This is a genomic window from Facklamia sp. P13069 (genome assembly GCF_050409405.1).
Lineage (GTDB): Bacteria > Bacillota > Bacilli > Lactobacillales > Aerococcaceae > Facklamia.
Genome location: NZ_JBNUPN010000023.1, coordinates 19,462 through 30,809, shown reverse-complemented (window position 1 = coordinate 30,809; position 11,348 = coordinate 19,462). Strand labels below are relative to the sequence as shown.

The following is an 11,348-nucleotide window of genomic DNA, read 5'->3' as shown; positions in this document are numbered from 1 at the left end:
TCTCGGGTCTTATTTTAAAGGTTATAGCAAAAATGGACTTATGATACAGCCCCTTTTATTTGTTTTAAACGAGTTTCCACTTAGCAAAGGCAGTTAGATAACGTTCATTAATCACTGTCGTATCAGTCAGCATATCTAAAGGGTGCTGATGTTTGCTTGTGAAGATAAGGATGACAGCAATAAATGGTACATAGTAGAAAATAACACGACCAAAAAATTCACGCATTAATAAAGTGGATATATTTAATTTATTCGATTGGGTATTAATCGGCACAACTCTTAAATTAAATAAAATTTTTCCGGGTGTTTGGCCATTCAGACCGAAAGTCATTAGGAAAAAGTAAAGGCAAAATACAGCTAAGTTAAAGAACATAGGTAAAACACCCCACAATAAGTCTTTATTCATTTCTCCTACAATGTTCGTTATAAGGTTAGTCAGGAGAAGAATGAATAGGTAATCTACCATATAAGCTGCTAAACGAAGCCAGAACCCAGCATAAACCTCCTTAGGAAGATAGTCGTAGCCATTTTCTCTCAGTTGTTGGTCAGCAATTTTCATTTGAATAGGATCAATGTCAGACTGCTTAGTCTCTTTGAAAGCTTCCTCTCTTGCTGCATGATTGCTGAATGGATTGAGTCCGGAATGATTTGCTTGACTAGAATTTAAAGAAGACGAGTTATTTTTTGTTATATTGTTGTCCTTAGAGTGGTCCGTTTGCTCTTCAATAATGACTGTACTATCTTGAGGAACTTCTTCAATAACTTTAGTTGAATCTTTTTTTTCTTCTTTTGAATGATTTAAAAGCGTCTTAAGTTCTTCTTTATCTAATTTAACTGATGTCATATTACTTACCACCTTCCCAGCGGTACTCAATCTGAGGAAGAACTTCTTCTTTTACACGGTTAAGAACTTGATCAAATTGTTTTGCATAATTATCTTCTGATTTCATAAATGTAGGGAAGAATGAGGCAAATTGGTCTTGAGGGGCTGCTTTTTCAAAAACTTGAGCATTTGCTAAGTCGTTTTCTTCGCGAATAAGATCGATTACTTGACGATAGTATAGAATATCATCAACCAAGCCGTTTTCTTTAGCTTGCTTGGCGGTATAAATACGACCATCTGCTAGCTCACGCACCCGTTCTTCTGACATATCACGACCATCGACAACCACTTGAACGAAACGATTAAAGGCTTCATCAATATATTCTTGGAATACTTCCTCTTCTTCCTTAGTCATTTTACGTGCACTCGAGCCTAAATCCTTCATTTTTCCAGATTTAAAAACATAGGGTTCAACACCTATTTTGTCATAAAGCTCTCTCATATTGTAACCAGACATAATTACTCCAATTGAGCCAGTGATTGTTTCAGGAGTAGCATAAACTTTATCGGCTAACATGGCATAATAGAAGCCACCTGATGCGGCTACTTGCCCCATAGAAGCATAAACAGGAATCTTTCTTTCGGCAATCACTTCCTTAAATAAGTCATAAGCTTCACGGGTTTCGTATACTCCTCCACCTGGAGTATTTAATTCGAATAAAACAGCCTTAATAGATTCATCCGTTCGAATCTGTTCGATGGTATCCATAATAAGTTGCTGATCATAAGTAGGAGACGCTATTCCAATCACTCCTTCAATTGGGATAACTAGAATACGTTGATCTACAGAGCCATCTTCTCGAATTTCTTCTATATAATCTTGTCCAATGCCTAGCAAGGAGTTTAGTCTTTCATTCGCCCATTTTTCACTGTAGGTAATATCAGTGGGTTCATTATAAACTTTCGATAAGCTAGAAGCGACAATTAAAACAAGTGCAAAAGCGATTACTATCCATTTTTTTTTTGACATATAAGCCACCTTCCTTTGAGTTTAGTTTAACATTTTTAATGTCGGTTTGGAATGATAAGCTGTTTATAACTATAAAAAGCTGTTAGTTAGGTGTTTTCTATAATAAGTGTTGTTTTTCAAAATCAATGAGTATTTCACGCGCTTGGATGGAATCCTCTGCTTCCATTAGTTGGACTCTTAATTCGTGTGCTCCTTTGAATTCTCTTAAATAGATTTTAAAAGACCTTCTTAAAGCAGGGAAAGGGTGGAGATCGTAATAATCAAAGAGATCCAAATGATAGCGAAAAAGATCAATCAATTCTTTAGCAGAATGATGACGAGGTTCTTTTTCAAAAGCAAATGGATTTTGAAAAACACCGCGGCCAATCATAATACCGTCCATCTCATAAGTATTGTATAACTCCATTCCTTGTTGCCGATCAGCAATATCTCCATTTACAGTTAAGAGGGTATGTGGGGCGTATTGGTCACGCAAATTTTTAATCTCCCCAATTAGTTCCCAATGAGCGGGCACTTTAGACATTTCTGTTTTTGTTCTTAAGTGTATGGAGAGGTTGGCAATACCTTGTTCAAATAAATGCTTCAGCCATTCTTTATATTCTTCCACTTGATGATGGCCTAAACGCGTTTTGACTGAAATAGGAAGGTTTGCTTTTTTACTGGCTTGGATTAATTGAGCAGCTAGTTGTGGTCTTAAAATTAAACCAGACCCACGACCATGTTTAAAGACGTTAGGTGCTGGACAGCCCATATTAATATCGACACCTGCGAAGCCTTCTTCTTCCATTCCATGCGCCATTTGTTCAAAGAATTCAGGCCGGTCACCCCATATATGGGCTACTATGGGTTGTTCATCTTCAGTTTTGATTAAACGACCTCGTACGGATTCTTTGCCTAGAGGATGGCAGTAGGATTCAGAATTAGTAAATTCAGTGAAGAAAACATCAGGTCTTCCAGCTTTAGCAATAACATGTCGGAAAGCAACATCGGTTACATCTTCCATAGGGGCTAAAACAAAAAAGGGTTTGGGTAAGTTTTGCCAGAAGTTTTGTGGCATAGTTTAGGACTCCTTTCGCTTATTTTTGTAAAAATAGAATCTTTAAAAGATTACCATAAATGAGGCTGGATGCAAATATAATACAGGAATCCTCTATTAATTCTTTAGGAAAAACAACTAGCCCTATCTGTATGCTATAATTTTACTGAAAATAATTTAGGAGGATAAAAATGAAAGCAAAATTTTCCAAAAAATATTCTGTAAAGAATGAACATTCAGCTGCTAAAATTGGATCAGGTGCTTTAGAAGTCTTATCGACACCTTCGATGATTGCTTATATGGAAAATGCAGCTTATGAGCTTTGTCAGAAAAATATTGAAGATACAACTTTAGAAACCACAGTAGGTATCTTTCTTGAAGTCAAACATTTAAAAGCGAGTTCGACTATGAGCGAAATTGAGATTATTATTACAAAATGTAAAAGAGAAGGAAGAGTATTCACTTTAGATATGGAAGCTTATGATAAAGAACAATTAATTGGTCAAGCAACTCATCAAAGAATTGTTGTGAATATCGAGCGTTTTATAGCAAAGCTTAAGAAATAATATTTTCATTGATCGATGCCTTGAAAGTGTTTGAAAGATATTCAGTTTGCAAACCAACTATGTTAAGATGAGGGGGTTAATAAAAAGGTATAGGGAGGATCATTAATGGCAACTTTTTTTGAGATGCTGAGCATCCAATTAGTTCTAATTGTTTATGTCTTAGCAGGTGTGCTAGCCTATAGAAAAAGAATGATTACGGATCAGAATCGTCCAGCTTTAATTAAATTAATTGTTGAGATACTTGTTCCCGCACTTATTTTTAAGTCGTTTTTTAATATAACTTGGAACATTATTGAGCTAAGCTTTCAAACTTTAATCATTGCTACTATTATTTATACAACGATAACCCTTTTCGGCGGCTTCTTTTTTCGGGATTTGCCGGAAAAACAAGCTAAAATTTTACATTATGCGACCCTTTGTAACAGTGCCGGTTTTGCTGGATTACCCATCGTTACATCCTTATTTGGTGAATTAGGCGCTATTTTAGCCGCCGTTTATTTAATACCTCACCGCATTTTTACCTATACAATTGGTATTTCTTTATTAGTAAAACAAGAAAAGAGTTTTAAAGAGACGCTTCTTTCTTTTATAAAAAACCCAATGATTTTGGCAGTTATCTTTGGATTGGTGCTGGGTTTAAGCCAAATTCCTATACCAAGCTTTATCATGAATAGTTTTGATGGTTTGAGTCGCACAGTTACTCCTTTATCCATGATTACCATCGGTTCAATTATTGGTTCGGTTAAAATGGAGGCTCTTTTTGAGAAAGCGGTTATACGGTTTGTAGGTGTTAGAATGCTCCTTATACCCTTAATCGTTTTGCTGAGCTTAAAATTTCTGCAAGTAGATGAGCAAATAGCAGGTATGTGTGTGGTGATGGCGACCATGCCCGCCGGGGCTACCACGCCTATTTTAGCGGCTAAATACGATTTAGATGTCGCTTTGGCTTCTAAACTAACTTTTGTATCAATTATTTTATCCCTCTTTTTAAGTCCAGCCTTTTTGGCTTTCGTTTAATTTGAAGACAGAGGAGGAGAAATTTTCATGCCAGCCATACATAAAAAAACTAACAAAAAAAGATCTGCATAATGTACTGACCCCCTAAAGTTGGATTTCATGGTCCAACTTTAGGGGGTCAGTACATTGAGCTAGCTCTTTTTCTGCTTATGCAGTGACTGTTTCGATAATTTGATGGCCCTTAACCATAACTGGTTGACAGTTTCCTTTTTTTAATTCTTGAGCAAGTTCATGGATAGTTGAAACCTGGTTAGGAAAATATGTCGCGTAAACACCTACTTGGCCAAAATGATGAGAATCACTTCCACCAACACATTGTAGACCGTGTTCTTTGGCTGTAATAAAGGCTTGTTGATTTTCTTCTAAAGTTGAATTGCCATTTAACACTTCAACTGCATGAAGGCCTTTAACTTTATAAATATGGTCACCAAGGCCTCGGTTATTATTACGATAGGGATGAGCGGCTGTACAAGCTCCACCTTTTTTATTCACGTAATCAATGAATTCTTGAGCTGATAGGCCCGGCTCAGGCAATTCGTCAATTCCATAGGCTAAGACATCGCCTTCAGTAGTTAGATATTCCACCCCCACAAAGATTGGAAAATCGAGACGTTGTTGAGCCTCTTCAACTAAAGTCATGAAACCAATTGAGTCGTGGTCTGTAATACAAACGGCATCAAGTCCGATTAGTTTGGCTCTTTCGACAATCTGCTCAATTTTCATAAAGCTATCGGGTGAAAATGTCTTCTCATGCATATGTAGGTCGATTAACATATTGGATAATCCTCTCTTATAAGTTTGTAACATTAAATATTGTTCAACATCCCTATTTTACGTAAGCTTACCTCGCTATTCAAATTGAAAAACAATCTTAAAAATTTATTTATAGTCTTTATTAATACATTTGTATCAATGATTTAGCAAGTTTAGCTTTAAATTTATTAGAAAAAATAATAAATAATGACAGAACAATTTAATAAATAAAATGATTTTATTAAAAGATAATAAGAAAGAAAAATTTTAATGGAAAAACGTTTACAAAACTGGTAGGATAGCATTAAATGCTTCGGAGGCGCTTTTATGAAATTGTTAAAAGACACAAGAATAAGAATAGCTTTAATCTCAATCTTAATTTTCTTGTTTGCCTATCAAAATGTGGATCGATACTTGCAGCAGATGGACGAACAGAGACAAAATAATTTAGAAACGGTTACTTTAATTGCTAGGGCTTATGGTTATGACGGAGAAGAGGAATCAGATCCTGTACTAGAGTTTATTGATAAGCAACCGTCAAAAAATTTCACCTATGATCAAGAAGCTAAAATTGATTTGGCTCATTATTTTCATGGGGTCTCCAAAGAACAAATTATTTTGAAACGTGGTGGGATTCTTATATCAATGTTAATAATTCCATATCTACTTTTTGAGTTTATAATAAGTAAATCGGGCTTTTTATTCTAATAGCTGTTTGAAAATATGAAAGAGTAGCAATAAGGAGGAGAAAAATGAAATATTTTTCAAATTTTAAGATTCGGGCTTTATTCTTTTTTATAATAATCAGTACACTTGCGTATTTACTAGTAAAACCGATTTATGATTCTTATATTATTTATAAGGAGAACGATTATTCAACCGTGTCTGTGCTGTCTAAAATACATGGTTATGAGGGTGAAGATGATATTGATTCAAAATTAGATTATATGGAACAATTGCCAGAGAATAAATTAAATAATATAGAGAAAGGGATAGTTAGTCGAGCGCGTTATTATAGAACGGATCCTGAAGTGAAAATTGTACTTAAAAAGGGAGCTATTATTGTAATAAGCTTATTCACTTTTTATTTAGTCGTCGAATACGCTTTAACGCGAACTTATTCAATTTAAAAATTGAAAACCACTAAATGAGTATCGAGAACTAAATCTACCTCTATTTTTAATAGAGGTCGTTTTAATTTGTCTAGTGAAAGTATATGAGAACTTTCTTAGGGACTTTTCATTCAAATTTAAGAGATATTTGATTAAATAATAGTATACTTATAAGTGAGCGCGTTTCAGTATTTTTAATACGTAATCTTATTTTTAAAAGCATTCGAGAAAACGCTTACAAATGCTCTGCGTTTCAGTCTCAAATAAAGATGTGTTTAAGGAGATAAAGATGATAAAATACGAAATTCCAGGTAATGGAGTGATCAAAATTTCTAATGTGATTATTGATTTTAACGGCACCATCGCTGAAGACGGGAAATTAATTGAAGGAGTGGAAGAACTTCTTTCGAGTCTTTCAGAAAATGTTAAAATTTTTATCGCCACTGCTGATACCTATGGAACTGTTAAACAACAGTGTCAAAAACTTCCAGTTGAACTGGCTACCTTTCCTTCGAGTAAAGCAGCTATCTCCAAGAAACTACTGCTTGAAGAATTAGATTCTAAAAGCTGTGCCTGTATAGGCAATGGCTATAACGATGGAGAAATGATGAGTGTAGCTGCTTTATCAATAGCTGTTATAGGAAATGAAGGGCTATCCACTGTTAGTATTCGTAATGCCGATATTATTGCACCTAATATTCATTCAGCGCTTAACATCTTGCTTAAGCCTGAGCGTATTAAAGCTACTTTACGTCATTAAGTTAAAGGAGTTAGAAAATGGATAAAAAACATTGGAGATATGCCTTTGAAAAGACATTGCCAATTGGTATCGTTTATCTCATGCTAGCCTTAGGTTTTGGTATTATGATGCAGGCTAAAGGCTTTGGTTGGATTTGGGCATTATGCTTGAGCTTTTTTGTCTACTCAGGGTCTATCCAGTTTTTAGCACCAGTCATTCTTTCTTCATCCACTGGCTTATTTGCTACAGTTATTTTAACCTTTATGGTTAATTTTCGCTTATTATTTTATGGTATTAGTCAGTTGGAAAGATACAAAAAGATAAAAGGTTGGCGCAAACTCTATTTAATTCATGGCCTTACGGATGAAACTTTTTCTTTGGTATGTACAGACCACTTACCTGAAGGAATTGAACGTGAGAAGTATTCCCTTTATGTCACAGTACTCAATCATATGTATTGGACTCTTGGTAGTGTAGCGGGTAGTTTAGTAGGAAATCTCTTACCTTTTTCAACGGAGGGCATTGATTTTGCTCTAACAGCATTGTTTTTTGTCGTCGTTCTCAATCAGTGGGAAGCTACCAATAATCACAAGCCTGCTCTTTTAGGGATGACTGTTGGGTTTATATTTTTCATAATATTTGGACCAGATAATTTTATGCTGCCGTCAATGCTTGTTGTCATTGCTTTTCTACTAATTGAAAATAGACTTAAAGGAGGCCAACCAGATTATGTCTAACCTTCATTCTATCATGTTGATTGTCGTTATGGTCATTGTGACAATCACTATTAGAGCTACTCCCTTTATTATTTTCAAAAGGAAAACTCCTATTTGGATTATTTATTTGGGGCAAGTTTTTCCTTATGCCATTATGACAATCTTATTGATTTATTCATTTAAAGATATTGCCTATACTTCTCAGCGAACGATAGCGGCTATAATATCTTGCTTTTTGGTATTCGTTTTACATAAATGGCGACATTCTACTGTCTTTTCCATTTTGGGAGGAACAGTTTTGTATATGGTATTGGTTCAAACTATTTTTCAATAAATTTTCATTATGCTTAAAAAGCCAGAGCAAATGCCTCTGGCTTTTTAATATATTTTAAAAACCGATCGAAGCAATCTAACACCTTACCGGCAAAGGCCATACCTGGATCACCATCCATAAGAATAGCAATATTGTCTAAATCCGATAATTGCTCGTAATTTCCTCCTGCTTTTATGTATTGATCAACATGAACAGCAATACATGGCTCACAGCGTTGATTAATAGCAACAGCAAGAATAATTAACTCTTTAGTAACTGCATCTGGAGCCGAGGGCTTTGCTAAGATGGCAGCAAGCTGACTATAATGTTGAAGGTATTCAGGATTAAGTTCTGTTAAAAATTGTGTATTGGCACCCACTTCTTCTAAACCTTTACGGTAATCAGTCCTATAAAGATTCCTTCTGCAAAGTTATTCTCTATTAGTATAGCTTTTTTATATGAAAGTATGTTCAAAAAAATTATATATATAAATTTTTCATAAATGACGGTTATTTATTTAATAATCTAATTTAATATTTAAAATTTTATCGAGTATACTAAGTTTATAAATAAACAAAAAGGAGATTAATCACATGTCAAAAGCTTATGATATCGTTCTACGTGGTACTGGTATGGGTGAAGGTGAAAAACCTCTAACAGAAAATTTGATGAAAGGTTTTTTAAATACGCTAGCTAACACTGATAAAGCGCCAAAGCATATCCTTTTATATGGTGAAGCTGTTAAGTTAGCTTGCAAGGGCTCAGACTCAATTGAAGATTTGAAAGCAATGGAAGATAAAGGAACCAAAGTTCTTTCATGCGGTATTTGCACTGAGTACTATGAAGTAGAAAAGTATATTATGGTTGGTCAAATTACAACAATGCGTGAAGTTGTTGATATTTTAACTGAAAGTGAATTAGTAATTGAACCTTAAAAAAGAATGTGAGGTAAAATAATGGAAACGACCTTTAAGCCGTTTACAACGACATTAATTGGATCGATGCCACGGTCGCCTCAATTACTCGCTGCCAAGGAAGCTTGTCAACATTTTGGTGAGTGTGATAAATACAATCAGCTGGTTCATGACGAAACTAAAGAGGTCATGGACCTCTTTAAGCGTGCGGGCATTGATGTAGTTGTAAGTGGAGAAATTTCAAGAGATAATTTTATGTCTTATGTTGCTGAAAAAGTTGAAGGTATCGAACTTTTTTCTACAGAGGAAATTAATGACTTGCTTGGAAATAATGAGGATTATGTGCAATCCTTAGAAGAGATGGATGCTTCAGATAACTCAATGAATAGTCCAGTCTGTGTCGGTAAGCTCGATTTGGAAGCCGATTTATGTACTCAAGAGCAGGAGTTAATTAAAAGCTTAACTAATAAACCTTATAAAATCACTCTTCCTAGTCCATACCTTTTAACCCGATCAATGTGGGTAGAAGGAGTAAGTGATCAAGCTTATGCGAGTAGACGTCAATTGGGTAAAGATGTTGTTGAATTATTGAAAAACACCATTCATCGTTTATATGATAATGGGGCGCGCGTCATCCAAATTGATGAACCGATTCTTTCAGAGGTAGTTTTTCAAAGAGCCCAAGGGGATACCTCCTTCTACTGAGGAACCTTATCTGCAAAGGTCAAGGTTGACCAAGAATTAATGTTTGCTCAGTCTTTTATTCAACCTGTTCTAGATGAAATAAATAGTTTGGAAGGTTGCTTATCAGCTGTCCATGTTTGTCGAGGAAATTGGACAAAAGATGAGAGTGTATTATTAGAGGGAGCGTACGATAAATTAGGTAGCTTCTTTAATAAATTAACTGTCGATATGTTGGCTCTTGAGTTTTCAACCCCAAGAGCTGGTGAAATATCCAAGTTATTTTATAATAACTTTTTAGATGAGAAAATTATACTAGGCTTAGGTGTCATTAATCCGCGATCAGATGAGGTTGAATCAGTTGAAAAAATTATGGCTCTAGCTGAAGAAGCGTTAGAGTTCTTGCCACCAGAGAGAATTTGGCTGAATCCGGATTGTGGCTTTGCAACATTTGCCAATCGTCCGTTAAATCCTGAAGAAATAATCGAAGCCAAATTAACAAATATGTCTAAAGCCGCTCAACAATTACGTCAGAATCACTGTCAATAATTCTTTTTGCAACTAGCATAGGCTAGTTGCTTTTTTGTCTAGCTTTATAAATAAAATTTATATGAAATATTGAAACAAAGGTAAAGTTTTTCTATAATGTAAACATTAATCAGGAAACGCTTACTTAAAGCAACTTTAAAATTTTGTTCGTTAACTAATAAATTTTTAAGGGGGGAGTCTATGAATTACACTATAACCTTTAATCCAGCCCTCGATTATTTTATAGAGACCAGGGACTTCAAGGAAGGAGCATTAAATCGTATAGATTCAGAAACCTATCTTATTGGAGGTAAGGGTTTAAATGTCTCACTATTATTGTCAGAGTTTGGAATAGCTTCTTGTGCCTTGGGATTTATGGGTGGGTTCACTGGGAATTATTTAACCAATTTATTAAAAAAACATTCGATTGCACATGATTTTATTGAAGTGAATGGTCAAACACGTATCAATGTGAAGCTGAAAAGTAAGAAAGAAACAGAACTAAATGCCAAAGGTCCTAAAATATTGAGACCTCAATATGAGGCGTTCTTTAGTCAATTAAAGCAAAAAATAAAAAAAGGTGATACCGTATTTTTATCAGGGAATTTAGCTCCAGGTATGGAAGCGAAAGATTACGAAAGGATAGGCGAACTGTGCCAAAAAACCCAGGTCAATTTCATATTAGATTCAAACCGGGAATTAGTAACATCATGCTTAACCTATCGTCCCTTTTTAATTAAACCCAATCAACAAGAATTGGCTGATATTTTCAATTCAGTTATTCACACGGACAAGGATGTCATAAAATATGCCAAACGTTTACAGCAACAAGGTGCTCAAAATGTATTAGTATCCCTAGGGGCTGACGGAGCTATATTGTTAACTAGCGATAGTAAAATTTATCGATCCAAGTCAGCTCCAGGAAAATTGGTTAATTCTGTGGGAGCAGGCGATTCGATGTTAGCAGGCTTTATGGCTGAATACCAATCTTCAAAGTCGTTTAAGAATGCCTTAAAGGTGGGAACGGCTGCTGGTGCGGCAACAGCTTTTTCTTTAGGTATAGCTGAGCGAAAGTTAATGGACTCTTTAGTGGATAAAATCAAAATACAAGAACTTTAGG

15 protein-coding genes are annotated in these 11,348 nt (G+C 35.0%); 10 read left to right on the top strand and 5 right to left on the bottom strand.

Annotated features, from left to right (window positions below; translation table 11 throughout):
* Positions 1 to 64 precede the first annotated feature (64 nt).
* The 3 genes from ACQV2T_RS07475 to ACQV2T_RS07465 all read right to left on the bottom strand — a co-directional run bounded on the left by ACQV2T_RS07475 (position 65) and on the right by ACQV2T_RS07465 (position 2,910).
* Positions 65 to 844, bottom strand: a complete 780-nt coding sequence (locus ACQV2T_RS07475) for an RDD family protein (protein ID WP_428874523.1) — start codon at positions 842 to 844, stop codon at positions 65 to 67.
* 1 nt (position 845) lies between these two features.
* Complete coding sequence (sppA, locus tag ACQV2T_RS07470) at positions 846 to 1,853, bottom strand: signal peptide peptidase SppA (RefSeq protein ID WP_428885300.1); 1,008 nt, start codon at positions 1,851 to 1,853, stop codon at positions 846 to 848.
* 97 nt (positions 1,854 to 1,950) lie between these two features.
* Positions 1,951 to 2,910: a tRNA dihydrouridine synthase gene (locus tag ACQV2T_RS07465; RefSeq protein ID WP_428893463.1), complete on the bottom strand. Its 960-nt coding sequence runs from the start codon at positions 2,908 to 2,910 to the stop codon at positions 1,951 to 1,953.
* A 170-nt stretch (positions 2,911 to 3,080) separates the two neighbouring features.
* Here ACQV2T_RS07465 and ACQV2T_RS07460 point away from each other — a divergent pair, with 170 nt between their 5' ends.
* Both ACQV2T_RS07460 and ACQV2T_RS07455 read left to right on the top strand, forming a co-directional pair.
* Positions 3,081 to 3,455: a thioesterase family protein gene (locus ACQV2T_RS07460; RefSeq protein ID WP_428893462.1), complete on the top strand. Its 375-nt coding sequence runs from the start codon at positions 3,081 to 3,083 to the stop codon at positions 3,453 to 3,455.
* A 105-nt stretch (positions 3,456 to 3,560) separates the two neighbouring features.
* Positions 3,561 to 4,472 carry an AEC family transporter gene (locus ACQV2T_RS07455; RefSeq protein ID WP_428874527.1) on the top strand — a complete coding sequence of 304 codons (912 nt, stop codon included), beginning with the start codon at positions 3,561 to 3,563 and terminating at the stop codon, positions 4,470 to 4,472.
* 147 nt (positions 4,473 to 4,619) lie between these two features.
* On the opposite strand, the gene ACQV2T_RS07450 is transcribed toward ACQV2T_RS07455, so the two are convergent.
* The gene (locus tag ACQV2T_RS07450; protein WP_428875984.1) at positions 4,620 to 5,279 is read right to left on the bottom strand and encodes a PHP domain-containing protein; all 660 of its coding nucleotides are present in this window, start codon (positions 5,277 to 5,279) and stop codon (positions 4,620 to 4,622) included.
* 273 nt (positions 5,280 to 5,552) lie between these two features.
* On the opposite strand from ACQV2T_RS07450, the gene ACQV2T_RS07445 reads away from it, so the two are divergent.
* From ACQV2T_RS07445 to ACQV2T_RS07425, 5 genes are all read left to right on the top strand, one after another.
* Positions 5,553 to 5,933 (top strand): hypothetical protein, encoded by a 381-nt coding sequence (locus ACQV2T_RS07445; RefSeq protein ID WP_428874529.1) that lies wholly within the window; start codon positions 5,553 to 5,555, stop codon positions 5,931 to 5,933.
* Positions 5,934 to 5,977: 44 nt separating this feature from the next.
* Positions 5,978 to 6,355, top strand: coding sequence for a hypothetical protein (locus tag ACQV2T_RS07440; protein ID WP_428874952.1), 378 nt, complete (start codon positions 5,978 to 5,980; stop codon positions 6,353 to 6,355).
* Between the two features lie 271 nt (positions 6,356 to 6,626).
* Positions 6,627 to 7,097, top strand: coding sequence for an HAD family hydrolase (locus tag ACQV2T_RS07435; RefSeq protein ID WP_428874531.1), 471 nt, complete (start codon positions 6,627 to 6,629; stop codon positions 7,095 to 7,097).
* 17 nt (positions 7,098 to 7,114) lie between these two features.
* The gene (locus ACQV2T_RS07430; protein ID WP_428874532.1) at positions 7,115 to 7,813 is read left to right on the top strand and encodes an AzlC family ABC transporter permease; all 699 of its coding nucleotides are present in this window, start codon (positions 7,115 to 7,117) and stop codon (positions 7,811 to 7,813) included.
* Complete coding sequence (locus tag ACQV2T_RS07425; protein ID WP_428874533.1) at positions 7,806 to 8,126, top strand: branched-chain amino acid transporter permease; 321 nt, start codon at positions 7,806 to 7,808, stop codon at positions 8,124 to 8,126. The genes ACQV2T_RS07430 and ACQV2T_RS07425 overlap by 8 nt, the downstream gene beginning before the upstream one ends.
* 13 nt (positions 8,127 to 8,139) lie before the next feature.
* Here ACQV2T_RS07425 and ACQV2T_RS07420 read toward each other — a convergent pair whose 3' ends face one another.
* Positions 8,140 to 8,484 carry a carboxymuconolactone decarboxylase family protein gene (locus tag ACQV2T_RS07420; RefSeq protein ID WP_428893461.1) on the bottom strand — a complete coding sequence of 115 codons (345 nt, stop codon included), beginning with the start codon at positions 8,482 to 8,484 and terminating at the stop codon, positions 8,140 to 8,142.
* Between the two features lie 214 nt (positions 8,485 to 8,698).
* On the opposite strand from ACQV2T_RS07420, the gene yedF reads away from it, so the two are divergent.
* The 3 genes from yedF to pfkB all read left to right on the top strand — a co-directional run bounded on the left by yedF (position 8,699) and on the right by pfkB (position 11,347).
* Entirely contained in the window at positions 8,699 to 9,040 is a 342-nt protein-coding gene (gene yedF / locus ACQV2T_RS07415; protein WP_428874535.1) for a sulfurtransferase-like selenium metabolism protein YedF, read from the top strand.
* 21 nt (positions 9,041 to 9,061) lie between these two features.
* On the top strand, positions 9,062 to 10,249 hold the full coding sequence (locus tag ACQV2T_RS07410) for a cobalamin-independent methionine synthase II family protein (RefSeq protein ID WP_428893460.1): 1,188 nt from the start codon (positions 9,062 to 9,064) through the stop codon (positions 10,247 to 10,249).
* A 180-nt stretch (positions 10,250 to 10,429) separates the two neighbouring features.
* Positions 10,430 to 11,347: a 1-phosphofructokinase gene (gene pfkB / locus ACQV2T_RS07405; protein WP_428882078.1), complete on the top strand. Its 918-nt coding sequence runs from the start codon at positions 10,430 to 10,432 to the stop codon at positions 11,345 to 11,347.
* Position 11,348 lies beyond the last annotated feature (1 nt).

Bases quoted from the DNA above. Each gene is read 5' to 3' on its own strand.
- ACQV2T_RS07475 (WP_428874523.1), bottom strand. From the start codon at position 844: ATGACATCAGTTAAATTAGATAAAGAAGAACTTAAGACGCTTTTAAAT.
- ACQV2T_RS07455 (WP_428874527.1), top strand. From the start codon at position 3,561: ATGGCAACTTTTTTTGAGATGCTGAGCATCCAATTAGTTCTAATTGTT.
- ACQV2T_RS07450 (WP_428875984.1), bottom strand. From the start codon at position 5,279: ATGTTACAAACTTATAAGAGAGGATTATCCAATATGTTAATCGACCTA.
- yedF (WP_428874535.1), top strand. From the start codon at position 8,699: ATGTCAAAAGCTTATGATATCGTTCTACGTGGTACTGGTATGGGTGAA.
- ACQV2T_RS07425 (WP_428874533.1), top strand. From the start codon at position 7,806: ATGTCTAACCTTCATTCTATCATGTTGATTGTCGTTATGGTCATTGTG.
- ACQV2T_RS07465 (WP_428893463.1), bottom strand. From the start codon at position 2,910: ATGCCACAAAACTTCTGGCAAAACTTACCCAAACCCTTTTTTGTTTTA.
- ACQV2T_RS07430 (WP_428874532.1), top strand. From the start codon at position 7,115: ATGGATAAAAAACATTGGAGATATGCCTTTGAAAAGACATTGCCAATT.
- ACQV2T_RS07435 (WP_428874531.1), top strand. From the start codon at position 6,627: ATGATAAAATACGAAATTCCAGGTAATGGAGTGATCAAAATTTCTAAT.
- sppA (WP_428885300.1), bottom strand. From the start codon at position 1,853: ATGTCAAAAAAAAAATGGATAGTAATCGCTTTTGCACTTGTTTTAATT.
- ACQV2T_RS07445 (WP_428874529.1), top strand. From the start codon at position 5,553: ATGAAATTGTTAAAAGACACAAGAATAAGAATAGCTTTAATCTCAATC.
- ACQV2T_RS07440 (WP_428874952.1), top strand. From the start codon at position 5,978: ATGAAATATTTTTCAAATTTTAAGATTCGGGCTTTATTCTTTTTTATA.
- pfkB (WP_428882078.1), top strand. From the start codon at position 10,430: ATGAATTACACTATAACCTTTAATCCAGCCCTCGATTATTTTATAGAG.
- ACQV2T_RS07460 (WP_428893462.1), top strand. From the start codon at position 3,081: ATGAAAGCAAAATTTTCCAAAAAATATTCTGTAAAGAATGAACATTCA.